Genomic DNA, 26132 nt, shown 5'->3' on the forward strand with positions numbered 1-26132 from the left:
ATCAACAGATACACTGGAGCACTCCTAAGGGAGAGAATATCTAGGAGCCGTATGAGGGGAAACCTTCACGTACGGTTCTGAAGGAGAGGTGCCCCGGATAATACCGGGCATCGACTCTAACCGACGGATGTTCCGGGAGAATTCATAACAATAATGATCAAGTACTTCAGGCTCCGTTAACACGTTAAATTGCTGGGGGGTTTTCCCCCTGGCCAAACCATCCGGTCGAGTCGCGTAAGATCACTCACGTCTGGATAAGTTGGAAAACTGAATGACATAAGGTAAATTCCTAGCCGTGGATAGTATTTCTGCGGCTATTTTTTTTTGAGATTAGCAGGTTATCAGGTTGAAGGTTGTTCGCGTAGCGTGGCCGAAAGGCCAAGGTTAGTTAGTTGAAGGTTGAAGGTTGGTTAGTTGGAGGTTGTTCGCGTAGCGTGGCCTTTTGGCCAAGGTTGGTTAGTTGAAGGTTGAATGTTAGTTAGTTGAAGGTTGAATGTTAGTTAGTTGAAGGTTGAATGTTAGTTAGTTGAAGGTTGAATGTTAGTTAGTTGAAGGTTGAATGTTAGTTAGTTGAAGGTTGAATGTTATTGGGTTGAAGGTTGTCTGTCAGAATGCTAAATTCTAAATTCTAAATTCTACATTCTACATTCTAAATTCTACATTCTAAATTCTACATTCTACACTCCCCACAATCCCCATCTCCCCACAATCCCCAAAAATGTCCTGATGGAGTAGCAGAGATTCTGTATAGGGGTCTAAAACCTCTGAAGCATAAAATTCAGCCAATCCTATGACCTTAATCAGTAAATTGGGTTTTAAGCCACAAAAGAAAGCTCATTTAATTGCACCAGTAGCAATTAAATCATCTGATATATCGATAGTTATTCCCGTCAGGAACAATCAGAAAGGAATTGAATTATTTTTGTCAGAATTTTTCAAAACCCAGAACCTAGAAAGCTATCCAAAAGAAATAATTATCGTTGATAATCAATCAAGCCCAGAGATTACTATCCCTAAACAGTTTCAAGTTGCTCCCCTTTCAATACGAGTGATAAAATGCTCAAAACTTGGACCGGCATCTGCCAGAAATATGGGAATCAACTCTGCTCAAGGAGATTGGATTTTATTTACCGATAGTGACTGTATTCCTTCAGAATCCTTAATCACAGGCTATCTTAATGCCATGAATGGCTCCATCGGATATGCAGGGAATGTTAAAGCCTGGAGCAATGATGTATTGTCAAACTATTATGAAACTCAAGAAATACTTGTGCCCTTAAAAGTTATTGAAGATGGGCAGATGATCAGACCGGAATATTTAATTACAGCCAATGCCCTAGTGTGGAAAAAAGCCCTTGAAAAAATCGGTGGGTTTAACGAAACTATTAAAATCGCTGCCGGTGAAGATATAGATTTAGGGTTTAGGTTATTAGAAATTGGCAACTTATCCTATAGTTGGCAATCAACTGTATATCATGATTTCACTCACGACATTCTGGGATTTATTAAAAGATTTATCAGATATGGAAAAGGCAACAAACTAGTCAGTCAGCTATATTCCATTGACTTAACTCCTAAACCGTTTATTCCCAATAAACCGGGTTTTATAAATCAACTATTGTCAACTTTACAATATGTGTGTCTTATAGTAGGATATAGAATTAGTTAAAAGGTAAGCTATCAGCTTAAGCGCTACGCGCACGCTACGCGAACAGCTATCAGCTATCAGCCTATGCTTAGATGGGCTTTTCCCTAGACTTTGAATTCGATAAAATCTCGAACTATTAGGTGCGACCCGTGGCGAATTTAATTCTTAATGGGTCAAGCGCACCTTTAAATTCTGCCAAAAGAGGTTTATTTTAAGCTGACAGCTGACCGCTGACTGCTGAATGCTTACGTTAAAAGATTACTTGATTCTATCTATAGCAGTTCTCATAGTAATAGACTTCTTGCAGAAGTAGGGAACAGGGAACAGCGGATCTGGGAACAGTGGACAAGAATTGACGCAAAGCGATGCAGAGGTGCGACCCGTGGCGAATTTAATTCGACGACTGTAAGCGCACCTAAGTGGTCTTGGGGGTTTCCCCCATGAGCGACTGCATCAAGAACACTATCAGAAAACTACTTTTGCAAGAGGTCTAATCAGGTACACAGGATTTTTTCCCTATTGCCTATTGCCTATTGCCTATTGCCTCTTGCCTCTTGCCTATTCCCTGTTCCCTGTTCCCTGTTCCCCATCTCCCCATCTCCCCATCTCCCTATCTCCCCACCCTCCCCAAAAATTTCCTGGTGGAATAGCCAAGATTGTGTATAGAAGTTATAGTGCAGCTACCCGGAAGTCTGAAGTCTGAAGTCTGAAGTCTGAAATTCTTTAATATCAAGGATTTCGACTCTAGGACGCGGGTTTGTTATTTCTGTCCCCCTGCACTAGTCAGTTGGCAGAACTTCTAATCCAGACAATTGAGGTAATCCTATGACTTTCATCAACAAACTTCATTCAACTCCCCAGAATTACTCCGATTTTACTGTACCCTTAAACATTCAAGCATCTGATATATCAATCGTTATTCCCGTCAGGAATAATCAAGAAGGACTTGATTTATTTTTAACTGAATTTTTTAACACCCAGAGTCCCTACATCTATCCCCAAGAAATTATTATTGTTGATAATAACTCAACTCGACCAATTACTATCTCTCAACAGTTCCAAGGTAATAACCTTTCGATCAGATTGCTGAAATGCTCAAAAAATGATGTGGCCTCTGCCAGAAATGTAGGCATCAACTATGCCAAAGGAGATTGGATATTATTTACCGATAGCCACTGTCTTCCATCTGAATCATTTATCGAAGGCTATCTTAATACTAAAAATGGCTCAATAGGCTATGCAGGTAATGTTAAAGCATGGGGCAAGGATTTATTATCAAACTTTTATGACGGTCAAGAAAGATTCATTCCCTTAACCATGGTTGAAGAGTGCCAGATCAGTAGACCAGAATCATTAATTACAGCCAATGCCCTGATTTGGAAAAAAGCACTTCAACAAATTGGTGGATTTAAAGAAACCATTAGAATTCCCGAAGGAGCCGATCTAGATTTAGCATTTAGATTATTCCAAATTGGTCAATTATCCTATTGTTGGCAATCCACTGTCTATCCTAATCACAATAAAGAAATCCCCGAATTTATCCAACGATTTATCAACGATCAAAACAGTAAACTAATGGTGAGTAATCTCTATCAGATTTAAATGATGGGAGTCGGGAGTCGGGAGTAGGGAATCGGGAGTCGGGAATCGGGAGTCGGAACCCTCCCCTAATCTGAAGGCGGTAATTCCTGATCCCTCAAGCTTTTTTTACCTGTTCCCGCATAGTATTTGTATTGTTCAATGATAATTTTCGCCAGCTCAGAAAGGGGTATTTCTTTACCATCAACCTGAGCTTTAACATAAATCTTCAGAGCTTCAATATAAGATAAACCAAGAGCCAAGGTTAGTGCTGCTGCCGTTGAGCCTGATATTGCTCCACCAAGCACGGTGCCTGCACCAGGAATCATTTTGAGTAAATTCGCGACAATTACTTTACCCACTGCAGTCACTCCTCCTGTACCCCCAAGAGCAGATATCACCATGCCCAGAAAAGCTCTTTCAACCGTTAAGCCAAAAATGCTGGTGATGTTAGCAATCATTACCGTTTGCATCGTTACCAAGATTGGCGCATCAGAAAACGGAATTGGTGAGGCACCAACTAATGCTGAACCAGTAACGTAACCCGTAACATATTTAAACGCTTCACCTGCTTTTAGTTCAATATTTCTAATCTGTTCTCTCAGAAATGCTTTGCGCTGGGCTTCTGGCAGTAAATTTGCCGTCACTTCTACTAAACGCTCTAAACCATGGGCTGTCACCGTATAATCATCATCGATAGGTTTTGATTGTGCTAGCACTGGAATAATCTGACAAACCGGTAGATTCTTACCTTCTAGGAAAGCAATAAACTCACTACGCTTTTTCGTTAAGGTTTGAGTCAGAACTAAGATAACGGGTACATCTTTTTGTTGGAGGCTCTTTAGCCATTCTTCCTCAATCGGATCCAATCGAGCAGTCTCATGATTAAGGCAATACCACACCACATGAATGTGTTCTTTTGCCTCTAGTTTCCTTTGATCATCAATTAGTTTCGAGATATCTCTCCTTACTCGTTCAATCTGTTGGGCTTTAAGTTCTAGCCCTGGTGTATCATACACTGTAATCGGGCAACCTGTTTTTGTATAACGACGAATAGTTTGAGTAACAGGATAGCCAACCCCTGTTTCTGCCAGGCGAGAGCGAAAAATTGTGTTTACTAAAGTACTTTTTCCTACACCGGTTTTACCAATTACTAAAACATTACATTGCTCAACTTTGCTCTGGGCATCTTCATAGGCTTCGCTCATTTTGCCTAACAGTTCATCAAATGAGATGTGCTCTGACATTAGTAGTTTTCTCCTTTAAGCTGTTGTGCATTTAAACTGTATATAGCATTTTCAGTTGAGATGTAACCTGAGAATGTCTTATGTTATTTTACTATAAAACTCTGGAGCTATTGCCCCTACTATTGCATTTTTCGAAATTTCTGAGTTTATAACTCATTTGATAACGCTATATATTATCGACATACTGTTCGATAAAATTCCTAAGTTCCTTCACATTAAAATCCTTAGCCAATTTATAAATAACTTTAGCAAATGGTACAAATTTAGCATCTAATACTTCCAGCTTTTCCGCTTCTTGGCTGATGTCAAACACATTACCTTTCTTAGACAAGTCATAAAGTTGGAGCAGAATATCAGATGGGGGAGGCACAATGGCATCTAGGTGGATTTGTTCAGCTCCAGCATCTATTATAGTTTCTGGTTTTGGTATGAAGTCTTCATACACCCATTCCAGTTGCAAATGCTGTTTTAATTTTTCCAGTAATTCTGCTACATCCACTGGTTTGGGAATAAAATCATCGCAGCCTGCATGCCAACTCTGTTGCTGGTCTAACTCATAAACACTGGCAGATGAAGCAATAATCAACAGATCTTTCAATTTATCTAATGAGCGCAGACGTCGCATCATTTCCAAGCCATCCATCACCGGCATCACCAAGTCAGTAATAATTAGGTCAGGGTTACATTCTGTGGCTTTTTCCAAACCCTCAACCCCATTAGTGGCCTCCAACAGTTCAAATCCCAGAGGTTGTAACACATTCACAATTACAGAGCGATTCTGCCATTTGTCATCTACTACTAAGATTTTCCGAGCTTTTCCATGACAACCTATAATAGTCTTAGTGGAAGCTTGCTTACTCGCAATCAAAGCTGTAGTAATCGGTAAATCTAAATCTATAGAGAACATGCTACCTTTGCCATAAGTACTCTCAACATTGATAGCACTTCCCATCAACTTGATAATTGTTTGGCTAATCGCTAATCCAAGTCCAGTACCTTGTTCACGATGATCAACATCCCCCACCTGTTCAAAGGGCAAAAATATTTTTTCCAGTTGTTCTGGGGTCATCCCAATGCCAGTATCTTTAATTATAAATCGAAGTCTGACTAGGGGGGATTGGAGAGTAGGAAGTCGTGGGTGTTTACTGATAACCTCTACCTTAAACGTGACTCCGCCATGGTCAGTAAACTTAATGGCATTGCCCAAAAGGTTAATCAGAACTTGTCGCAATCGTTTGGCATCAGCCAGGATACCGTCTGGCAGATGGGATGAGGGTAGATAAATAAAAGCAATCTCTTTTTGCTGGGCTTTAACCCGGCACATTTCTACAACTTCCATCAGAAAGGACGGCAAATGAACTTCTCTGGGAAACAGTTCCATTTTCCGAGCTTCGATTTTGGATAAGTCTAAAATGTCATTAATCAGATGGAGTAGATAGTTGCCACACTGATAAATAAGGTTGATCTGGTCTTTTTGTTGAGCAGTTATCTGTGGATCCCGTTGTAGAATTTGGGCGTAACCCAAAACGCCATTGAGGGGAGTACGCAATTCATGACTCATATTAGCCAGGAATTGACTTTTGGCGTGATTAGCCTGATCAGCCGCTTCTTTAGCTGCTTTGAACTCAGCTGTACGTTCCTCAACCCGGATTTCCAGTAAAGCATTGGCTTTTCGCAGTTCTGCTTCGATTCGCCTACGCCCAGCTAGATAAACTAGACCATAGCTAAATCCAAAGCAGGAAACACCAGCAAATAACAGCCAATAGCGGTAGTGATGGATGACTTGACCCAGAGTCACTTTTCCCCAATCTTCGTAGGGACGAACCCGCAGATTCCGTAAGGTTTCGTGACAAGGTTGGTAGTTGGCCGGGATGGTCCAACCCTGATAACGACCAGCTTTGGCGGCTGGGTGCTCAGAAGGCATGGTTATTAATGCGATCGCAACCTCTTCCGCTAACTCCATTGGGGTATGGGGTAGTGTAGAAAAGGGCCATTCTGGATAAAGTTTAGTACTCAGAGCAAAAGGGAAAGTGTCCTGATATTGAGTTTGCTGATTGAGGATCACAAAGTCATCTCGATTAATTTTACCCTCCTGTGCCATACGTTCGAGGGTATCAGTGCGGACAGTGCCAGCATCGACAATACCGTCACGAACAGCGTAGACCACTGCGTCATGGCTACCACCAAAGTGGAGCGCTGGAAAGTCACGGTAGGGGTTAACTCCAGCTTCTAACAGAGTTTCCCATGCCATTTGCCAGCCCCCAAAGGCAATTTCACTGACGGCTATAAAGGTTTTGCCCCGTAAATCCTTTAAATCCTGGATATCATTGCGGTCAGCATGACGCAGGATAACTGCTCCAAATTGGGTGTAAGGCTTACCTAGGCGTAGATTTTTTAGGGTGGCAATTCGTCTTGCCCCATAAATCCATTCCAACTCTACATACATTCCAGGGTTAGGCAACACAAAGTCCACCTCCTGGTTAGCTACTATTTCTTCGAGGGTGTCAAACTCTAGTGGTACAAGTTGGAAAACATAGCCGGAAATCGTTTCACTGAGATACTCTAGGGTCGGTTGCCATTTTGTTTTGGTATGGTCAACACCCCGAATTGCCATCACTCCTACCTTAATAATCTTTACCTCTGAAGTCGTTATTTGTCCTGTTCCATCTACAGGTTCCTGAGGAGGAAGAATCCCTGGGGCAGCCGATGGTATTAGTGATAATCCCATGCCTAGAATCAGGCTGGATTTAATGAAGAAGTAAAGACGAATCATAATATAGCAGGTAGTGATAAACATGTAGTGATGGCCTAATCAACCCGACAAACATTTATTATAATGATGAACAAAATTCCAAATAGCTCCTAGGTGATTTTCTAATTTTTTGGAAAATGACAACGTTTTCCGTTCCCAGGCGACTAATCCTTTGTCTTAATGTATTATTTAATCTTTCAATATGATTAGTTTTACCCGTTTGTTTTTCTACCGGCTTGTGACGTTGTCTTGATGCAGTCGCGCTTTGCATCAAGACAGCGAATATTTCGAGCCAATAGCCATGACTAAATATGGTGACCAAGGTACCAATGTCAAGGGTTCCGTTGATGAGGAGCCGGGTGAAGGGAAACTTTCACGCCCGGTTTTGTTGGCGTAGCCTCCCTGACGGGATGACGAGTCAGTGAGGCGACTCACTGGCTTAGTTTAATAGTAGAGAGTAGGGAGATAGAGGAGATTTTGATGAAGGGTAATTATCCTGAGATGATATTAGATGCTATTCCTTTTACCCTTGAAAAAATTAGCGCTAGATAAATTCGGGTAAAGTATAGCGCTAATTTCACCTACTCCCTTAATTATCCCAAATACCCCTTAACCCTTGAAAAAATTAGCGCTAGATAAATTCGGGTAAAGTATAGCGCTAATTTCACCTACTCCCTTAATTATCCCAAATATCCCTTAACCCTTGAAAAAATTAGCGCTAGATAAATTCGGGTAAAGTATAGCGCTAATTTAAATCACTAACTTAATTATCCTAACTATCCCTTAACGCTTCAAAAGGTTAGCGCCTTAAAGCCATAAAACTAGCGCTATACTATTAACAGGATTCCATTAGCTTCTCCCTAGGAGCTACTAATGTCTAAAACTTGGTGATATCACACCTAACGCTATCATGCTTAAGCAAATTGCTGATGCCTTTGAGCACCATGATTATCAAACTGCTGCCCGATTAATTAAACAACTTCTCAAGCAAGAGCCCAATAATCCCTGGACACAGCTTTATCTAGGAAGGCTCCAGGAAGTCAGAGGTAAACAAGAAGCAGCTGAAAGAATCTATCGACAGTTACTGAAAGGAACACCTGTTCCTAAAATTATGGCCCAAGCTCGTCAGGGACTAGCACGCTTAGAAGCTACAGCAAAAGAACAGCGCCGACAAGCCTTAGCCCAAGCAACTGCTGACCCTGAAAGTAATCAATTGGGAGTTTTAGTCCTAAAGCCGATCAGCCAACAAGACAAACCAACAGCAGCTCAACACTTAGCTCGCATCCTGGGGATAGACCCCTACACCGCAAGGCTACAGCTACCTACTAGAGGCTGGCGTTTATATCGCACTGGACCTGTGGGAGAACTTAAGTATTATGGGTCGTTACTGCGAGAAGCATCAATAAAATGTTTGTGGGCAAGCTTAGCAGATATCAAAACAATTAACATCTATCAAGTTAAGTATTTTTCTGACAGTAGTGACCAGGAGACCACTGTAGTATGTCAAAACTCTCAGGGACAGTTGGGTTCCTTTAGCTTTAACTGGTCGGAAGTGACCCAACGAGTAGAAGGGCGGTTGCCTTTGTTTGAGAAGGTAGTAGACTTAGATGCGCGACGGAATTTAACTCGTAAAACCCAAACCTTAGACTATGCCCTGGTTTGTGACTTGCATTTACCACAGCGCCACAGTATTCTCAGAGTATGCGATCGCAATTATCAATTTCAGCAAGGAATTGCTCTAACCCTCAAGCCAGTTTCCAGTCAGAACAGCCTATCCCAAGACTCTCATATACACCAAAGCACTACAAGAGTCAACTGGAACAACTTGACTGATTACTTAAACCTTCGGCTGCTTGAAAAGCCAGTATGGTCTGACTTTACCACCTTTGCGCAAACTGCTATAGACTACCCAGATCTGCTAGAAAAATTGGAGTCTCATATCGACTTATTTCGCCTGGTCGAGACTCCTTGGGATCCAGCATTTCAGTTGTATAGTGGACTAGTTTTTTTGACTAATCACTAATCTAGAAACGAGGGTTCTGCATCTGAGCAGCCATGTCGAGGAACTTATTCATGCTAGGACCAGGACGCCGACGAGGCATGATCATTGGTACGTATTTGGTGGCAAAGGTGGTTTCGGGCTGCCCTTTTGCCTTGCTATTGACAACTGCTGCTGCTGAATTGATTGCCGCTACTGGTGTTGGCTCAGGAGCAGCTGCCTTTTTTTTAGCTTCTGCTTCAGCTTGTTTCTTAGCCTTTGCTTCAGCCTTAGCCTTAGCTAGTTCTTCTTTCTTGGCTTGACGAGCAGATTTGGGCTTAGAAGCTTCAGCTGTTGCTACTGCGGTCGTGGTTTCTGCTGTTGCCTGAGCTGGTGCTACTACGGTTGCGGTTTCCGCTGTTGTCTGGGCAATAGCCGGTTCTGGCTTCTGTTCTACCGCCGGTTGCTGAGGGGTGCTAGTTTCGCTTTCGTCTAGCTCCAGGTAAAAGCCCTTGGATTTATTGCGCTTAAACAAACCTACCATTTACAAAGACCTCTCTAAATTAGTTTTAATGGAAGCTATTACCTTCAGTGCGATCGCAACTGGGGCTACAAGCTTGGCCCAGGAGATTTACCAGTAATCGGCAATCAGTAAGCGGTAATCGGTAATTGTGCTGAATTCCTACTCATCACCAATACCCTCAACCATTTACTCAAAACCCGACTCTGTCCTGGCTTAAGTGGATAGCCCCACTGCTGATCTTGGGTGACTAGTCGTTTGATGAAACTTAACCAAACGTTGCATTTGTATAATAATTATGAGTGATTACTTCACTTATTGCAACAATTTAGATATTTTTGTTCATCAAACTTTACATAAAGCTCTTAATAAGTATATTTACTTAGATTTTTGGAGCTAAAGACCACCAGTTAATTTATAAAGATTTACAATTCTCTCAGAATTTTGGGGAAAGCTATGGAAATTCGACGGATTGCTGAAGTTTTGCGCAATGGTCAACCAGATCAGTCTTTGACCATCCAAGGCTGGGTACGCACAAAACGGGAATTAAAGGACTTTGCCTTTATGGAAGTCAACGATGGCTCCTCCATGGCAAATTTACAGGTAGTGCTCAATCCAGACTTGTCGGATTATGAGACTATCCTGAAACGGCTTAATACTGGCTCATCAGTAGAAGTCACTGGTATACTAGTAGAATCTCTTGGCAAGGGACAGCGAATTGAAGTAAAAGCATCCTCGGTGACAGTATATGGGGAAGCAGATGCCAATTATCCCCTACAGAAGAAACGCCACTCCTTTGAGTTTTTGCGCACCATTAGCCATTTGCGATCGCGTACCAATACCCTAGGTGCGGTGTTCCGAGTGCGGAATGCCTGTTCCAATGCCATTCATCAGTTTTTTCAAGAACGAGGTTTCTTGTGGGTTCATACCCCAATTATCACCGCTAGTGATTGTGAAGGAGCAGGGGAGTTGTTCAGTGTCACTAACCTAGACTTAAAGAACATCCCCAAAACCGATAATCAAGCAGTCGATTATACTCAGGACTTTTTTGGACGACCGACTTACCTGACCGTCAGTGGTCAATTAGAAGCAGAAATCATGGCAATGGCATTTCGGGATGTATACACCTTTGGTCCTACATTCCGAGCCGAGAATTCTAATACCTCTCGCCATCTAGCAGAATTTTGGATGGTCGAGCCTGAGATGGCATTCTGCGATTTGAAGGGGGATATGGATTTAGCAGAAGCCTTTCTCAAGCATGTATTTAAGTCAGTTTTGGAAAACTGTCCAGAAGATCTGGAATTTTTCAACAAGCGGATCGATAACAATGTTCTCGCTACTGCTGATAATATTATCAATAATCAGTTTGAGCGGATTACTTATACAGATGCGATCGCATTACTCGAAAAAACTGATCGTAAGTTTGAGTATGCGGTAAGTTGGGGTGTAGATTTGCAGTCCGAACACGAACGGTATCTAGCCGAAGAGTTGTTTAAAAAGCCCGTCATTGTCACGGATTATCCAGTAGAGATTAAAGCCTTTTATATGCGCTTAAATGACGACCAAAAGACTGTAGCAGCAATGGATGTGCTTGCGCCTAGGATTGGAGAGATTATCGGTGGTGCTCAGCGGGAAGAACGGCTGGATATATTAGAGAAGCGAATTCAGAATCAGGGGATGAATCCAGAAGATTTATGGTGGTATTTGGATCTGCGACGTTATGGTACAGTGCCCCATGCTGGATTTGGTTTGGGATTTGAGCGATTGGTGCAATTTATGACTGGTATGGGGAATATTCGGGATGTAATTCCGTTTCCCAGAACTCCTTTAAGTGCAGAGTTCTAAAAAATAAAACTATCGTTGGCTATGCCCACAGCCATTGATGGAAATATGGGTAGTGCTAAAGATTTAGTGGTTTGGCTACCGTCTGCTAAAGATAACGGTAGCTAAAATCACGAATTGTGTACCACTACCCAAAACTATATTGACAGAGTACTAGCTAAGTGAAGCATGACTACGGTCATAGGTAGAGCGGAAACTAGGATGGGGTTTACCTTGGATAGTACCCCAGTAGTCAGAATCTAAGCTATCTAGTCCTACTTCGGAAGCAACGCGACCGAGCATAGATTGCTGACGATTTTTGATCATGTGATGGTGATTCATCATCAGAGCCCTAGCTTTTTCTTGAGTAGACATTTTCCTTTCTCCGATTGCTTATATAAGATTTTGATGGGATTCACTTCCCTTACATATACAACTATATCATAGATTCTGTATCAAAAACTACAAAATTACTTTTAGTTACAAATCTTAATGAACTAGCAACTATCACCACTGTCCTTCAAAATATCCCAGAGCCACTGCTCTACGCGATCGCCCATGGCCTGATTAGAGTATTTAACTTCGAGGAGGCGACGGCATTGACGGCGGTCAATTTTATCCAAGTTTGCCAAGGCTTCTACCAAGCCTTCCACAGAATCGGGTTCTACCAAAAAGCCATTTTTACCATCTTCGATAATTTCTGCTGATCCACCACGGTCATAGGAAATGACTGGTACTCCACAAGCGAGGGCTTCAATTACCACATTACCAAATGCTTCCACCCAATGAGGCGTCATCAGTAAGGCTCGACACTGGCGCAAGTGTTTTTGGAGTTGATCAGTTGGCAGAAAACCCAGGTATTCTATAGGGGCATTGGGGTAATCCTGGAGAATCTGCTCCCAATAGGGTTTATTTTGTATAAGACCCATAATTTTTAGTGGCATAGCCGTGAAATCGGATGCTGCCACTGCGTCTTCTAAGCCTTTTTCTGGAGAAATTCGACCCACCCAGCCGAGCCAGGGTGAGGGGGAGTCACAAAAGGAATACACAGACAAATCAATGCCATTGCCCAAACAACGACAGCGATTCTTGAAGGCAAATGTTGCCGCTTGAGCCATTGAATGAACCCCGATTGTGCCAGGGAAATTAATGGCAACTTGTTCGATGATCTGATCCATCCCCTCGGTTAATGAGCCCATACTAACTAGGTGAGCAATGGGACGAGTGAAAAAGGGGGTTAGGTAAAACGGTAACCAGTCGTAGGCAAAGTTTACAATCAAGTCATAGTTGGTTTGAACTTGTCGCCCATAGTCCCACATATTAGCCAATACGGAGGATGGGGGGATGATAGTAGGAGTGTCTCTTGTTTGAGTTTGAATACTACTTTCGAGAACACCATCAATTTCTACCAGAGGCATTCCCCAAGCTGTAGATCCTTTAGTTGCCACAATTGTGATCCTGTGACCCCGATTAATCAATTCCGTAGCAATGTTACGTACAGTCAACTCAACGCCACCACCTAACCCTGAACCCAACGGACCAACTGGGGTGGAAATTAATAGCAATTTCAGGGAATTTAATTGGCTCATTAATTTAAAATTAACGTAAGCTATCAGCTATCAGCTATCAGCTATCAGCTATCAGTATTAAGCTATCAGCTATCAGTATTAAGCTATCAGCTATCAGTATTAAGCTTTCAGCCATTCGCGTAGCGTGGCCAAGGCTGACGGCTGTTCGCGCAGCGTGAGCTTTTAGCTCACGGCTGACGGCTGACCGCTAAGGGCTGAATGCTTACATCAAAACTATAAGTATAAACTTCAAATTAATTAATCAAACGTTAACTTCAAAACGTTGATTTTAAATCTCTTAAAGCACGGTAAGTAAAGCTTATTAAATTTTTATTACCTGTTCCAGATTATAACACGTTAATTAAAGGTTATGAAACTTTTATTACCTGTTCTGAAGTTCCCTAACTAGTCGCTATTATCTTGGTAATGGTTTGACGTATTTTCTGATGAATTTAGGTGATTTTGTGCTGGTGGCAAACTATCCAGATTCGCTGCAGGGCGAATTTTATTAAACTGATCGATTGCCCATTTTGCCGTTTCTCGCACTTCAGAATCCGGGTCATCCGTAGCGTGACGCAACATCTGCAAGACTTGATTTAGTAATTCATAAATTCGCGTTGCATCCCGAATCGCATTTTTCCGGACTTGGGGGTTGTCATCCTGCAAAGAAATGGCTAGGGCTTTGTTAATCGGTTTGAGGGTTTTGGTGCTAATTTGGGATAAGGCTTCCAAAATCAAGCCACGCTGCTTAGAATCAGAATCTAGCATTAAGTCCACTAGGGGCTTTACTGCCCTCGAATCCCCCTTTTGGGCTAATTCCCAGATAGCTTGTTGTCGCTTTTTTGGATCTGGGTCTTCTAATTCTCTGATTAATTCCTCAACAATACTAAATTTAGTCAGGCGAGTGGTCTTTTTGACATGTAAGGAATCAGCTAAAGACTGAGGTTGAGGATTGCTAGGATTGGCGACATCATAACTAACGCTATGGTTATAATCCCTTTGAGGATGGTGGTTTTGGGAGTCAGTTGACACTTGGACTTTGAGGTTATTGACTCTAGGATCTTGTTTAGCTTGGTTTTCTGTGGAGGGCGCTAATTTTGAGTCTACGGGTCGTTTTGGTTTAGTCAGCCACTTGAATAGCAAAAAACCGCCACCAGCCATGATGATGGCTGGGATGATCAACCATGATGACGGGCTCTTTTCCAGAGTCGAAGGCTCCGTAGTAGTCGATTCGGCTGACACTGATTCACCTGACTTTGGAGCTGAACTCGTGCTGGTGGTTGTCGTCTTAGCAGCGTAGGCTTGCTCCAATTCCTTCCTAGTAACAGAATCAACAACACCCAGTTTTCTCAATCCAACGGATTCTTGGAATAAAGCGACTGCTTTCTCTGTATCCTCACCATAAACACCATCTTCAAGCCCATCGTAGAAGTCAAGATGCTTTAGCTTGGCTTGCACAAGAGCCACCTCTTTTCCCCGACTCCCTTTGAGCAGAATTGGTTGGTCAGTTTCTGTGGCAGAAGTGGGAGATTGAGCGATGAGCAACGGGTCAGGGAGGTTGTTGGTTGAAAATGCGTTCGCTTTTTCTAATTTCGCCGCTTGACTGCTTCCCAGCACCCAGCCTAGGCAGTTCAAACAGGTAGCTACAAGTATGATAGACCAATGGCGAGTCATAAAATTCTACAGGACTCGAATGTGAACGCCAATTCTAGCTTACGCACTTAACACACAACGCTAAATCCCATGTGCTTTAGTCGTTCGAGCAACAGAATTTTGGCTCGATTAATCTCAATTGTATCAAATCGGCTTCACTGCTGGGTTTCTGGTAGCTTAGCACTACCTTCTTCAGACTCAGTTGTTGTTTCCACTGCCAGTTTTCCGCTCTGGCTAGCCGCTATTGTTTGCCAGCCTTGCTTTGATCCGAGTTGCTATTTGTTCCCGCTGATTCACTAGATAAACGCTGAGCAATGTCAGGCACACACCAGTCCACTGTAGGGAACTGAGTACCTCAGACAACACTAAATTCCCAAATAGTAGGGCAAATACTGGTGTCAGAAAGGTTAAGCTAGACAGACTAGTGAGATTGCCCTTGGAGGCAAAGTAGAAGAATATACCGTATGCGATCGCACTCCCGAAAACAGTGGAGTAAGCTAATGCAATCCAGCCAACTCCATCAATATTGACCCATTGCTGGGATTCTATCACACTAGAGAGGGCAAATAACGGTAATCCCCCTAGGAGCATGTGCCAACCAACAGCAGCAACTGGGTCTGCATAGCGGCTGATAATGGGAACCATTACGGTGCCTACTGCCATGGAAAGGGATGCTAACAGCATCAGCCACTCCCCATGATCAAACAGCTGTTGCCAGCTTAATTCTATAGCTTGAGCGTTGCCAGTAAAAAGGCTGAGAATCCATTGATCCGGCAAGCCAATCAAGCTGATTCCTACTATACCAAATCCTAATCCTAACCAACCCCAAAGTCCAATCAGTTCACCAAAGAGCAATCCTGATAGCAGGGCAACCACTAGGGGTTGACTATCAATCATCACCGAACCCAAACCCGCGCCAGTGCTAACCAATCCGTGGGCTAGGAAACCCTGAAACATTGCCCCATCGACTAAGGCAAATAAGCTAATCCACAGCCAGGCTAACCCACCTTTCGGCTGGGGACGACCCATCACAGTTGCTGCTCCTAATACTAAAACTCCTGCTGGTACTAACCGCACCCCAGCCATAAACAGAGGGGTTGTGTTAGGGATCACCCCTTTCATGGCTACCATAGCTGTACCCCATAGGAAAAAGGGGGAAATCAGCAGTAGTGAACCTAGTAGTGACCTTGGTGACAGTATGGTGTTGGCTTTTAGTTGCATAATCCTGATTTATAGTGAATAACGAAAATAACCGACACTCAAGCAGCTGTCATATATTTGATTTAGATATTGACTTTAGATATTAACTTGGCTCAGGAGCAGGGGGCTCAGGAGCACAGTAGTGAGTTTTGGAGTTTTTCGAGCTTACTTCAATAACATACAATTTCAATGGGCGACAGCTTAAAGCCGCTTTTCATATTTGGTTAAACACTTGTATAGATTTATTTATTTATTTATTTATTTATTTATTTAAAGCCCCTGAGTAGCTAACCGTTTTATAAAATGATGCAAACTATATATACAAGCTCCAGTAATCACTTAAATCTAGACTAGATACTCACAATCACCTATGCCTTGGCCGTTTAAACGCAAATCTCTCAAACAAATTGCTCGCATTGAAATCACGGGGGCGATCGCTGGTGGTACCCGTAAACGGGTCCTCGAAGCCCTGAAAACTGTTGAAGAGAAGAAATTTCCCGTCTTACTATTACGGATTGACAGTCCTGGTGGTACAGTGGGAGATTCTCAGGAAATCTATAGCGCCTTGGTGCGGTTGCGAGAAAAGGTGAAGATTGTAGCTAGCTTTGGCAATATCTCCGCATCTGGGGGTGTTTACATTGGGATGGGAGCGGAACATATAGTAGCGAACCCTGGTACAATCACTGGAAGTATTGGTGTGATTCTGCGGGGAAACAATATAGAGCGCTTGTTGGATAAAATCGGTGTTTCCTTTAAGGTGATTAAGTCAGGTCCATACAAAGATATATTGGCGTTTGACCGGGAACTGACTGAGCCGGAAAAAACTATTCTTCAAGAGTTGATCGATACCAGTTATCAGCAGTTTGTACAAACTGTTGCCCAGAGTCGCAACCTAGATGTAGATGTAGTAAAAAGTTTTGCTGATGGTAGGATTTTTACTGGTGAGCAAGCACATAACTTGGGGGTGGTTGATCGGCTGGGAACTGAAGAAGATGCCCGTTGCTGGGCAGCGGAATTGGTGGGTCTTGACCCAGAGAAAACCAAGTCTTTCACCATCGAAGAACCCAAACCATTGTTGAGTCGCTTGCTACCGGGTAACCGTATTCGCAATAGATCTCAGATATCTGTTGGTATAGATTGGCTAGAATTTGAACTATCAACTAGCGGTCAGCCCCTATGGTTGTACCGACCATAAGATAACATGGAGATTTGAGATTTCACAAGAGTCTAATATCTCAAATCTCCCAGGGAAATTCGGAGGATCTTACTTTGCACTGGAGAGTTAGAGCAATTCGAGGCGCAACAACTGCCTCAGAAAATACAGTAGCAGCGATTCGAGAAGCAGTGATGGAACTGCTAGATCAACTCGAAGCTCATAATGAAATCGACCATCAAGAAATTATTAGTGCCATTTTCACCACGACCCGTGATTTGGATGCTAAATTTCCAGCTGCGATCGCACGAGAACGTCCCAATTGGGATCATGTTCCTTTACTTGATCTGCAACAGATGCATGTCGAGGGTAGCCTAGAGCGTTGTATCCGATGTTTAATCCACATCAACACTCCTGTTTCTCAACTTGAGATTTATCATCCCTATTTACGTCAGGCCAAAAATTTAAGGCCTGATTGGACTCTAGCTCAAGTCAGCCGTTAGTTGTTAGGTTATTTCTACTAACCACGCGGCTTGCCCTTACCCATTAGCCAGCGCTAAGTTCAAGTTGTCATTATTCATTAGTCAAAATAAAATTGTTAATGGTCAATAGTAAATTAACAATTAACAATTAACAATTAACAGGCATGGGATTTTATTGAGTGAAATGTATCAATGGTCAACCGTCAATGGTCAACCATCAACAAAAACATTTTCAGCTTGATTCCGTTTGTCTATCAGATGATTTGCGGTGGAAACGAATTCCTAAAAAGATGTCGTATACAAAGTTCCAAAAACTCTTTTGGGCCAGAAGTCCTAGAGATTGATCACAACCTTTTTCATCTAAAAGGGGTTTAACAGCACGGTAGGCGGGCTGATACTTGTACCAGGGTATGGTCGGCCACAGGTGATGAATTAGATGATAATTTTGTCCCATAATTAGCAGGTTTATGATGGGACTGGGGTAAATTCTAGCATTTTTCCAGCGATCACGTTCTTTAAATGGACGATGGGGCAAATAGTCAAAGAACAATCCTAGCGCTATACCTACAACTAATGCCGGCACAAACCAATAGTTCATGATGTAGTCTAAAAAGCCGTATTGACAACCAAGATATATGATGATGGCGATGAATAGACGGCTAAAAAACCACTCCCATAGCTCATACTTACGCCACAAACGGCGCTTGAAAAAAAATATTTCGTGATAAAAGAAGCGAACTGCAATTAACCACAGCGGACCACCAGTAGAAACAAAATGATCGGGATCGTTTTCGGGATCGTTAACATTGGCATGATGCTGCATATGAACCCGCGTGAACACTGGGAAGGTAAAACCTAACATCAGGGCGCTACCATGACCCATGAGGGCATTGACGTAACGGTTTTTGTGGGCAACATGGTGAGAGGCATCGTGAATGACTGTTCCTACCATGTGTAAGGCAAGGACATTAATGCTAAAGCAGCAAGCGTTAGGCAAATCCCAAAGCCAGTAACCACCGGTGGAACAGACCACCAAGATGATCGCCGCCACAAACATGAGTAACGTTAAGTTAAACTTATCCGGGGCACCCAGGAACTCCTTGGGCACTGTCAGCGGCTTGATGGCCTCCGACATACTTGTTTTCTCTCCTTTCTACTGTCTTTTGGTAGTATAAGGTAGAATGGCTCAATCATAAAGATTTGTTAAGATTAGAGCTTCATATCATAAACTAGACTCAATGTCAGGAAAATCACTCTCGTCACGAGGGGAGTCACCCTCCGCCACTAGTTTTCATCCCCTTCTGCTTCTGGGACGCACAGGGGTTTTCAATTGTGAAGCTGATAATCTTCTACAGGTTAACCTCTGTTTCGATTAGGCAGGGGTTACCACTCTGGGGAAGCACCACCATCTTTCCTTTGGGGAAACAGTTCTGCCTAACGTTAATCAGAACCGCAAAAGTCCCAAGGCTGATGCTTGATAGACCTACTCACCGGAGCCAGCAGATCAATTGTGCCCCCTATTTAAGCTAGCGATGCAGCTTCGGAACAGGGGAGCCAGTGAGGTCAAAGGGAGGCAGCGCCGACCTGTGGGGGTTTCCACTGGGCTTTCAGCGATGCAGCGCGGTCAAATCAATTACCGTAAGGAGAGGGGAGCCTTGTCTTGATGCAGCCCTTCCCCACTCGCGCTTTGCATTAAGAAAGGTCGTTGGTTAAAAGAAGTAGCTCGATTACTCAAAATAATCCGCTCAATCCTATGGGGGGTTTTCAGAGCTACTTTCAAAGCCAGACAGACTTCCTTTCGACTTGCCACACAGATAAACCTCCTGTGAAGCTCCCTGGTTGAGTTCCGCTTCAATCAGGTTAACCACTACCCCTGCCAACTTCTGAGAGTTGCTTAAATCATCCGTTGGGATCGCCAAATAACGCACATCAAAAGCAGTTTCTAAATGTTTAGTCTGTACTGCCAACAGCTCACCCGTTAGAACCATCCCTGGTAAATAAACAAATAGTGGATAATCACCAATTAAACTATCACGGAGTCAATAAAAACTGATAAATATTAACTTTTGGTATTGTTTATTTTCATAATTAATTATTATAGATATCAACATTTTTTTTGCGTAATTATAACGAATAATTATTCCTATTAAAACCGCCAATTAATTGAAGTATTAGTCAATTTTATTGGGATGATAATATGTGCAAAACCATAGATAAAATAGGTAGTTTAAATTATGGGAATGGCTCAAGTTTTTAGTCAACCATAAGTGAGACACTAACAAGCCCATATTATCCTTGAGGCTTAATACTTGATACTTCATACTTTATCCTTGATCCCCTGTAGTAACCTAGCAATTTAATACCGGCAGGTCTTAGAGGATATCTGAAAAGTTTTTTGATACTGAATTTTGCCCCCCTAGCCCCCCAATTCTGGGGGGAACAAGAATCCATTTGTTGGTAAAAGTCCCCCAAAATTGGGGGATTTAGGGGGCTTGAATGTAGCAAATGAGACTTCTCAGACAACCTCTTAGTAATGGACCACACAATCTATTTCCCTTGATAGTTCCGCTGTTTATCTGTAATCCAATAGCAATGTCGAACTAATACTGCCACACAACGATGAATAACCATCGGATGCCAACCCATTTGTTCAAATCGGGGTTCAGATCGGTCAAACAAACCTAACCATCGCAGCGGTATCACTGAGTGTACGATTTTTTCTTGGGAAGCGATCGCTAATAGGCGCGGCGCTGCCTGTTTAACTGATGTCCACAAAGCTAAGTGGGCAAAGCCTTTATAAAACTTACCTATTGCCAAAGGCTGAGTCAAATTCACCATTGGTTGGGCTCGGACTATAAACACCCCAACCCAATGATTATGTTCGAGAAACGGACTTGCCTGTTGTAAAAACGTCCACAGTATATGTTCTGGTTTTTCTAGAGGGAAACAACCCATCTGCTGGACAACCCACCCGCATCACTGGTACTTGTCCGATGTAATGATCACAAGCAATGGGGATTGGTTGCCCTAAGGCTACCATCAACAACGGGACATCTAGAAAGCCACGATGGTTGCTCACTACTACAACGGCAGATTTATGAGGAATGGGATCCTCATCGATATTGGAACATTTGTCTTCCCATTGCAGCAAGCAGCGCATCATAAAGCTGTAGGGGAAGATGGTCAGACATCAGTTTCAGTCATCAATTTCTAATCTAAATTAACATTTCTTAACATTGTTTTAAAATTCTATCTATTGACAGATGCCTTAAAGTAGAGATAATCAGGTGCAACACAACTAATGGTGATAGACTGCCAGTGACTACAAGTGTGTAGCTTGACACATTAGGCATTAAGCCAGTAGTAGAAAAAGCCTGTTAAATCTAAACTAGACTACTAACTTATGTTAATAATTAATTTTCCTTATAATCAAGTGACAGAAGGTGGCCTTGATTCCATTCCTTCAAGGCAGTGGGATAACTCATCGGCTGCTTATCATTAGTCCTTACTCATGAGTAACATACTAAGGACTAATGACTCCAAACCCCACAACTAAAATACGTGGAATGAGTTACAAGAGAATAAACAATTTTGAGTAACGTAAACTAAAAAGTAGCGACAGATACTTTTTAGAAAAGGTTAAAACTTAAGTAAATCTGATTAGATAAATACTACATAAAGTAACAACTAAAATTAATACTAGTAGGCATACACTACGTTAAAAATCACTTAAATAAGTTAAATCAGTTGGCTGGAGGGCGTTTTTAACACTCATATGATTCATACGAATACTACTAAAAATACATTTGCCATTACAACACCCCTTTACTATGTGAACGACTTACCCCATATCGGCAGTGCCTATACCACCATGGCATCTGATGCAGTAGCTCGTTTTCAACGGTTACGGGGCAAAGACGTACTGTTAATTACTGGCACAGATGAACATGGACAAAAAATTCAGCGGACTGCTGAAACTCAAGGGGTAGATCCTCAAGTACATTGCGACAAGATAGCTGCTGGATTTGATGTCCTCTGGCAAAAGCTCAATATCCAGTATGACCGTTTCAGCCGCACTACCGCTACCCGCCACCAAGCCATTGTCAAAGAATTTTTCATGCGGGTTTGGGATAATGGTGACATTTATCTGAGTCAACAACAAGGCTGGTACTGTGTCTCCTGTGAGGAATTCAAAGAGCAACGGGAACTCCTAGCTGGAAACCGCTGCTCGATTCACCCCAATCAAGAAGCGGAGTGGCGGGATGAGCAAAACTACTTTTTCCGGCTATCTAAATACCAAAAACAGCTAGAAGAACTTTACCAACAGCGACCAGATTTTATCCAACCGGAAAGTCGCCGTAATGAAGTGTTGAGTTTTGTCAGTCAGGGACTACAGGATTTTTCGATTTCGCGATTGAATGTCGATTGGGGCTTCCCAGTACCGGTTGATCCCAGCCACACCATCTATGTCTGGTTTGATGCCTTACTAGGCTACGTCACTGCCCTATTGGATCCCGATAGTGAACCAACCCTTGATAATGCCTTACAAAAATGGTGGCCGATCAATTTACATCTTATCGGTAAGGACATCCTGCGCTTTCATGCTGTATACTGGCCTGCCATGTTAATGTCAGCCTCTCTACCTGTTACAGGTCAAGTATTTGGTCATGGCTTTCTGACCAAAGATGGTCAAAAAATGGGAAAAAGTCTAGGCAATACCCTAGACCCAGTGGAGTTGGTAGATAAATACGGTGCTGATGCAATTCGCTATTATTTTCTAAAAGAGATTGAATTTGGGCGAGACGGGGATTTTAGTGAAACCCGTTTTATCGATATCGTCAATGCCGATTTAGCCAATGACCTAGGTAATTTGCTCAATCGCACCTTGGGAATGGCTAAAAAGTATTGTCAAGGTATTGTTCCAGGTTTAACTGGCTCAGATATTTCACAGGTCAATCCTCTGCTCGAAATTGGCTTAGATCTCGGTTCACAAGTCGCTAGGGCTTATGAATCCCTAGCGTTTAGCCAAGCTTGCCAAAAAATATTTACTCTGATTCGAGCCAGTAACAAATTTCTAGATCAGCAAGCTCCCTGGAGCTTGTATAAACAAGGAAAACAGCAAGAGGTTGAACAAGTGTTATATACAGTTTTAGAGTCAGTGCGCTTAGCTGCCTATCTCTTATCACCGATTATTCCCAGTATTAGTACGGAGATTTACCAACAACTAGGTTTTGCCATCGACTTTAGCCAAAAAGAACACATCTTTTTGGCTGCGCCCTATGTATCCCATGCATCTTGGGGGGTTTTAGCTCAAAACCAGAAGCTAGGAAAACCCAAACCGGTATTTGCACGACTGGAACTCGCCTAATTTGGTTCCGTCTTATTAACCAAAAACTTAATCGGCATCTTACCTTAATGCTGATTAAGTAAAAATTTTTTTAATTTTTTTTTAACAAAGAGGTATAATAAAAATGCTGAGCCATTATAATCATGACCCAATTTTTACACCTGAACAAGTCCTAGAAAACCGTGGTCGTGTTGCCATCTTTATCGATGGTTCAAACTTATTTTATGCTGCCCTTCAACTAGGGATTGAAATTGACTACACTAAGCTATTGTGTCGTTTGACAGCAGGGTCTAGGCTACTACGCTCTTTCTTTTACACTGGTGTTGATCGTACTAATGAGAAGCAGCAGGGCTTTCTGCTTTGGATGCGTCGTAATGGCTACCGAGTAATTGCCAAAGATTTAGTGCAGCTACCAGATGGCTCAAAAAAAGCGAATCTGGATGTAGAAATTGCTGTTGACATGATGGCACTAGTGGGTTCCTACGACACAGCAGTTCTAGTCAGTGGAGATGGCGATCTTGCCTATGCAGTGGATTCTGTAAGTTATCGGGGAGTTCGGGTTGAGGTGGTCAGCCTACGCTCCATGACCAGTGACAGTCTAATTAATGTAGCCGACCGCTATATTGACCTTGATACCATCCAAGAAAGTATCCAAAAAACACCCAAACAAAACTATACTTACCGTCCGTTGTCTGGGTTCAATGTGATGGATGAACAGCACAAATAGTTTGGTGATTAGTGATTAGTGATTAGTGATTAGTCATTAGGTAAGCATTCAGCTATCAGCTATCAGCTATCAGCTATCAGCTAATGCGCTACTTGAGTTGCTACTTGAGGTGCTTTTGAATGAAAGAGGTAAGCATTCGTTTAATCTCAGTTAAGTCTGCTGACGGCTGACGGCTGTTCGCGCAGCGTGAGCTTTTAGCTCACGGCTGACGGCTGACGGCTGACGGCTGAGAGCTGACGGCTGAATACTTACGTCATTAGTCATTAGTCATTGTCATTGGTGATTATGGTCTGTCTGATGGGGTCGAAACTACGATGTAGGTGTGTGGGCGTTTGTTTCTCATGTCTTGTAGCATTCGGGCAGTAATTAGTGGCTGAAACCCTATAGTTTATGTCCGATGCTTTGCCCTCCTATAGTTGACATACAGACCTTATTCATGGAGTAGGGTAAAACATCTAAAAACTTAAAGCTAAGCAACTACGTCAAGTATAGCTGAGGGGGTAACAGATCGCCTATAATCATTAACTCATCTGGGTTTGGTCAATTCAGTTACAAAACTTATATCCAAATTGAAGGAAATAATCAGGGATTGAGTTCTCAGTCATTGAAAATATTCTGCCGAGCGCTGAGGGGGTGAAAGGTAGGCTATAATCCTTATCTGGTCATGATGCGCGTCAATTCAGTTACCCAACTTATCAACCGGATTTTTCGACCACTTGGACGAAAGAATCAGGGATTGAGTTCTCAGTCATTGAAAATATGCTCATGATTGTCTAGGTATAGTTTGGGATGATAGTGACCTTAAACCTAGAGCTGACAAGGACTTTGGGGGGCTTGTCGCCCCCCAGGAACTATAGAGGTTATAAAAACTTCTAATAACTAGTAATAACTACTATAGCGTTTCCTAGTAAGCAATTTTTATAAAAATTCCTTTTTTAAATCGATACAAGTCTTTATGATTAAGCTTTGTATCGATTATTTTATAGTCATTTATCCTAACCACACGCTCTTAAGCCATATGTTTTTATACTCCAAGAGATGTCTTAAATTTTTTATTTTGATTTTCATGGTTTACTCATTATCTGGCTGTAAGAGTGAGCCGAAACCATTAAATCAAGTTCAGGAAGACACTAACGTTACTGAAAAAATTGAAGGAAGTCTAGTCTTTAAAAACGTCACTCTAGATCAGTCAGATAAGCAAGGTCGTCCTCTATGGAAAGTTACTGGAGATAAAGCGACTTACTCTCCAGATAGAAAAATCGCTTACATTGAGAAACCCAATGGGGATTTGTATCAAGATGGGAAACTGATCTTACAGGTCTCAGCCCAGAGTGGGGAAATCCTAGAGAATGGTGAGATAGTGTTTCTCAAAGGTCAGGTCACGGCTACAGATCCCCGTAATGGTGCTGTGTTACGAGGTGATGAGTCTGAGTGGAAACCTAAGGAAGATTTGTTAGTTATCCGCAATAACGTTAAAGGTAATCACCCTAAACTACAAGCATCCGCAAAAGAAGGGCGTTACTTAAGTCGCACCCAGAATTTGGAATTAATTGGTCAAGTAGCAGCCATATCGAAAGACCCAAACTTGCAAATGAAAACGGAACGTTTGCTCTGGCAAATCGAACAACAGAAGGTAATTGGTAACAAAAGGATATTTATTGAGCGCTATAAAAATAAGGTAGTAACAGAACGAGTGGAAGCAGACAATTCTGAGGTAAACCTTAAGGCAAATATAGCAACTCTCAAGAAAAATGTGCAGTTGACTTCGGTTGAACCACCGGTCGTGATATCGAGTAATTCAGCAGTTTGGAATTTGAATGATAAAACTGTTGTGTCCGATCAGCCGGTTAGAATTGTTCACCAGCAGGAGAAAGTGATGGTAACAGCTAACAGGGGACGGGTAGATTTGGGCAAGAAAGTAGTTAGATTAACTGGAGGAGTACAAGGGGAGGGAAGCCGTAAGCAATCCAAACTATACGCTAATCAGCTAACTTGGGATATCCCCACCCAACAGATGGAAGCCTCAGGTAATGTAATATATGAACAAGTTTCACCCCAATTTAATACGACTGGTGATAAAGCAGTGGGTAACCTGGAAGCTCAAGATATTTTAGTAACTAGTGGTGTTGGGGAAAGAGTGGTAACAGAAATTATTCCTTGAGCGGGTTGAAAGTTGAAAGTTTAAGGTTAAAGGTTGAACGCGAACCCGTGGCCTTTTGGCCAAGGTTGACTATAACGTGACATACTCCCACACGCTCATCGAAGATTACAGTGTGGGCTTCTTACCAACTCCAGCCATCACTATCGGCTTTCGCCGACGCGGGGCGCGAACGGATACACGGGTTACTTTATTAACGACACGGGATGCCCCGACCCACCGGAACAATACAATAAGTTCTATTTTTTAGGCACGTAAGTGGCTGACTTGCCCAGCATTTAAGGCCGTAGGCCACGCTAC

General features: G+C 42.5%; 21 protein-coding genes and 1 pseudogene. 10 read left to right on the top strand and 12 right to left on the bottom strand.

The window, feature by feature from the left end:
* Positions 1-790 precede the first annotated feature (790 nt).
* From F6K64_RS35185 to F6K64_RS35195, 3 genes are all read left to right on the top strand, one after another.
* Positions 791-1669 (top strand): glycosyltransferase family 2 protein, encoded by an 879-nt coding sequence (locus tag F6K64_RS35185; protein ID WP_008182168.1) that lies wholly within the window; start codon positions 791-793, stop codon positions 1667-1669.
* 505 nt (positions 1670-2174) lie between these two features.
* Positions 2175-2351, top strand: a complete 177-nt coding sequence (locus F6K64_RS35190; protein WP_154659745.1) for a hypothetical protein — start codon at positions 2175-2177, stop codon at positions 2349-2351.
* A 122-nt stretch (positions 2352-2473) separates the two neighbouring features.
* Positions 2474-3250, top strand: a complete 777-nt coding sequence (locus F6K64_RS35195) for a glycosyltransferase family 2 protein (RefSeq protein WP_287267821.1) — start codon at positions 2474-2476, stop codon at positions 3248-3250.
* A 65-nt stretch (positions 3251-3315) separates the two neighbouring features.
* Here F6K64_RS35195 and F6K64_RS35200 read toward each other — a convergent pair whose 3' ends face one another.
* The 3 genes and pseudogenes from F6K64_RS35200 to F6K64_RS35210 form a co-directional block, all read right to left on the bottom strand.
* Positions 3316-4473, bottom strand: coding sequence for a YcjF family protein (locus F6K64_RS35200; RefSeq protein ID WP_287267823.1), 1158 nt, complete (start codon positions 4471-4473; stop codon positions 3316-3318).
* 166 nt (positions 4474-4639) lie between these two features.
* Entirely contained in the window at positions 4640-7246 is a 2607-nt protein-coding gene (locus tag F6K64_RS35205) for a PhnD/SsuA/transferrin family substrate-binding protein (RefSeq protein WP_287267825.1), read from the bottom strand.
* A 39-nt stretch (positions 7247-7285) separates the two neighbouring features.
* Positions 7286-7472, bottom strand: a pseudogene (locus F6K64_RS35210) (IS1 family transposase); the annotation flags it as partial.
* A gap of 663 nt (positions 7473-8135) precedes the next feature.
* Between F6K64_RS35210 and F6K64_RS35215 the strand changes: the two are divergent.
* Positions 8136-9248 carry a tetratricopeptide repeat protein gene (locus tag F6K64_RS35215; protein ID WP_008182161.1) on the top strand — a complete coding sequence of 371 codons (1113 nt, stop codon included), beginning with the start codon at positions 8136-8138 and terminating at the stop codon, positions 9246-9248.
* Position 9249: 1 nt separating this feature from the next.
* Here F6K64_RS35215 and F6K64_RS35220 read toward each other — a convergent pair whose 3' ends face one another.
* Complete coding sequence (locus F6K64_RS35220; protein WP_008182159.1) at positions 9250-9747, bottom strand: hypothetical protein; 498 nt, start codon at positions 9745-9747, stop codon at positions 9250-9252.
* A 432-nt stretch (positions 9748-10179) separates the two neighbouring features.
* Here F6K64_RS35220 and asnS point away from each other — a divergent pair, with 432 nt between their 5' ends.
* A complete protein-coding gene (gene asnS, locus F6K64_RS35225; RefSeq protein WP_008182157.1) occupies positions 10180-11568 on the top strand; it encodes an asparagine--tRNA ligase in 1389 nt (462 codons plus the stop codon).
* A gap of 150 nt (positions 11569-11718) precedes the next feature.
* Here the strand turns inward: asnS and gifA are convergent, their stop codons facing one another.
* The 4 genes from gifA to F6K64_RS35245 all read right to left on the bottom strand — a co-directional run bounded on the left by gifA (position 11719) and on the right by F6K64_RS35245 (position 15986).
* Complete coding sequence (gene gifA, locus F6K64_RS35230) at positions 11719-11919, bottom strand: glutamine synthetase inactivation factor IF7A (RefSeq protein ID WP_008182153.1); 201 nt, start codon at positions 11917-11919, stop codon at positions 11719-11721.
* Between the two features lie 122 nt (positions 11920-12041).
* Positions 12042-13133 carry a glycosyltransferase family 4 protein gene (locus F6K64_RS35235; RefSeq protein WP_008182152.1) on the bottom strand — a complete coding sequence of 364 codons (1092 nt, stop codon included), beginning with the start codon at positions 13131-13133 and terminating at the stop codon, positions 12042-12044.
* A 384-nt stretch (positions 13134-13517) separates the two neighbouring features.
* The gene (locus F6K64_RS35240; RefSeq protein ID WP_008182150.1) at positions 13518-14786 is read right to left on the bottom strand and encodes a HEAT repeat domain-containing protein; all 1269 of its coding nucleotides are present in this window, start codon (positions 14784-14786) and stop codon (positions 13518-13520) included.
* 213 nt (positions 14787-14999) lie between these two features.
* Positions 15000-15986, bottom strand: a complete 987-nt coding sequence (locus tag F6K64_RS35245) for a DMT family transporter (protein ID WP_008182146.1) — start codon at positions 15984-15986, stop codon at positions 15000-15002.
* 349 nt (positions 15987-16335) lie between these two features.
* Here F6K64_RS35245 and sppA point away from each other — a divergent pair, with 349 nt between their 5' ends.
* Both sppA and aroH read left to right on the top strand, forming a co-directional pair.
* A complete protein-coding gene (sppA, locus tag F6K64_RS35250; RefSeq protein WP_008182143.1) occupies positions 16336-17160 on the top strand; it encodes a signal peptide peptidase SppA in 825 nt (274 codons plus the stop codon).
* Positions 17161-17234: 74 nt separating this feature from the next.
* Positions 17235-17621, top strand: coding sequence for a chorismate mutase (aroH, locus tag F6K64_RS35255; protein ID WP_008182140.1), 387 nt, complete (start codon positions 17235-17237; stop codon positions 17619-17621).
* A 211-nt stretch (positions 17622-17832) separates the two neighbouring features.
* On the opposite strand, the gene crtR is transcribed toward aroH, so the two are convergent.
* From crtR to F6K64_RS35275, 4 genes are all read right to left on the bottom strand, one after another.
* Positions 17833-18735, bottom strand: coding sequence for a beta-carotene hydroxylase (crtR, locus tag F6K64_RS35260; protein ID WP_008182138.1), 903 nt, complete (start codon positions 18733-18735; stop codon positions 17833-17835).
* 616 nt (positions 18736-19351) lie between these two features.
* Positions 19352-19588, bottom strand: a complete 237-nt coding sequence (locus F6K64_RS35265) for a hypothetical protein (protein ID WP_008182137.1) — start codon at positions 19586-19588, stop codon at positions 19352-19354.
* Between the two features lie 559 nt (positions 19589-20147).
* Positions 20148-20438 (bottom strand): hypothetical protein, encoded by a 291-nt coding sequence (locus tag F6K64_RS35270; protein ID WP_063747926.1) that lies wholly within the window; start codon positions 20436-20438, stop codon positions 20148-20150.
* Between the two features lie 37 nt (positions 20439-20475).
* Positions 20476-20763, bottom strand: coding sequence for a 1-acyl-sn-glycerol-3-phosphate acyltransferase (locus tag F6K64_RS35275; RefSeq protein ID WP_008182133.1), 288 nt, complete (start codon positions 20761-20763; stop codon positions 20476-20478).
* A 612-nt stretch (positions 20764-21375) separates the two neighbouring features.
* Between F6K64_RS35275 and metG the strand changes: the two genes are divergently transcribed.
* The 3 genes from metG (at position 21376) to lptC (ending at position 25835) form a co-directional block, all read left to right on the top strand.
* On the top strand, positions 21376-22968 hold the full coding sequence (gene metG, locus F6K64_RS35280; protein WP_008182132.1) for a methionine--tRNA ligase: 1593 nt from the start codon (positions 21376-21378) through the stop codon (positions 22966-22968).
* A 103-nt stretch (positions 22969-23071) separates the two neighbouring features.
* The gene (locus F6K64_RS35285; RefSeq protein ID WP_008182130.1) at positions 23072-23674 is read left to right on the top strand and encodes a LabA-like NYN domain-containing protein; all 603 of its coding nucleotides are present in this window, start codon (positions 23072-23074) and stop codon (positions 23672-23674) included.
* A 1018-nt stretch (positions 23675-24692) separates the two neighbouring features.
* Positions 24693-25835: an LPS export ABC transporter periplasmic protein LptC gene (lptC, locus tag F6K64_RS35290; protein ID WP_044492588.1), complete on the top strand. Its 1143-nt coding sequence runs from the start codon at positions 24693-24695 to the stop codon at positions 25833-25835.
* Positions 25836-26132 lie beyond the last annotated feature (297 nt).

The organism is Moorena sp. SIO3A2 (assembly GCF_010672265.1).
GTDB lineage: Bacteria > Cyanobacteriota > Cyanobacteriia > Cyanobacteriales > Coleofasciculaceae > Moorena > Moorena producens.

Excerpts from the sequence above, each read along its gene's own strand:
- F6K64_RS35185 (WP_008182168.1), top strand. The coding sequence starts at position 791 with ATGACCTTAATCAGTAAATTGGGTTTTAAGCCACAAAAGAAAGCTCAT.
- F6K64_RS35220 (WP_008182159.1), bottom strand. The coding sequence starts at position 9,747 with ATGGTAGGTTTGTTTAAGCGCAATAAATCCAAGGGCTTTTACCTGGAG.
- gifA (WP_008182153.1), bottom strand. The coding sequence starts at position 11,919 with ATGTCTACTCAAGAAAAAGCTAGGGCTCTGATGATGAATCACCATCAC.
- F6K64_RS35275 (WP_008182133.1), bottom strand. The coding sequence starts at position 20,763 with ATGATGCGCTGCTTGCTGCAATGGGAAGACAAATGTTCCAATATCGAT.
- F6K64_RS35270 (WP_063747926.1), bottom strand. The coding sequence starts at position 20,438 with ATGGTGAATTTGACTCAGCCTTTGGCAATAGGTAAGTTTTATAAAGGC.
- F6K64_RS35240 (WP_008182150.1), bottom strand. The coding sequence starts at position 14,786 with ATGACTCGCCATTGGTCTATCATACTTGTAGCTACCTGTTTGAACTGC.
- F6K64_RS35285 (WP_008182130.1), top strand. The coding sequence starts at position 23,072 with ATGCTGAGCCATTATAATCATGACCCAATTTTTACACCTGAACAAGTC.
- F6K64_RS35245 (WP_008182146.1), bottom strand. The coding sequence starts at position 15,986 with ATGCAACTAAAAGCCAACACCATACTGTCACCAAGGTCACTACTAGGT.
- F6K64_RS35265 (WP_008182137.1), bottom strand. The coding sequence starts at position 19,588 with ATGGTTCTAACGGGTGAGCTGTTGGCAGTACAGACTAAACATTTAGAA.
- F6K64_RS35215 (WP_008182161.1), top strand. The coding sequence starts at position 8,136 with ATGCTTAAGCAAATTGCTGATGCCTTTGAGCACCATGATTATCAAACT.
- asnS (WP_008182157.1), top strand. The coding sequence starts at position 10,180 with ATGGAAATTCGACGGATTGCTGAAGTTTTGCGCAATGGTCAACCAGAT.
- F6K64_RS35195 (WP_287267821.1), top strand. The coding sequence starts at position 2,474 with ATGACTTTCATCAACAAACTTCATTCAACTCCCCAGAATTACTCCGAT.
- F6K64_RS35205 (WP_287267825.1), bottom strand. The coding sequence starts at position 7,246 with ATGATTCGTCTTTACTTCTTCATTAAATCCAGCCTGATTCTAGGCATG.
- sppA (WP_008182143.1), top strand. The coding sequence starts at position 16,336 with ATGCCTTGGCCGTTTAAACGCAAATCTCTCAAACAAATTGCTCGCATT.
- F6K64_RS35200 (WP_287267823.1), bottom strand. The coding sequence starts at position 4,473 with ATGTCAGAGCACATCTCATTTGATGAACTGTTAGGCAAAATGAGCGAA.
- crtR (WP_008182138.1), bottom strand. The coding sequence starts at position 18,735 with ATGTCGGAGGCCATCAAGCCGCTGACAGTGCCCAAGGAGTTCCTGGGT.
- F6K64_RS35235 (WP_008182152.1), bottom strand. The coding sequence starts at position 13,133 with ATGAGCCAATTAAATTCCCTGAAATTGCTATTAATTTCCACCCCAGTT.
- metG (WP_008182132.1), top strand. The coding sequence starts at position 21,376 with ATGATTCATACGAATACTACTAAAAATACATTTGCCATTACAACACCC.
- lptC (WP_044492588.1), top strand. The coding sequence starts at position 24,693 with ATGTTTTTATACTCCAAGAGATGTCTTAAATTTTTTATTTTGATTTTC.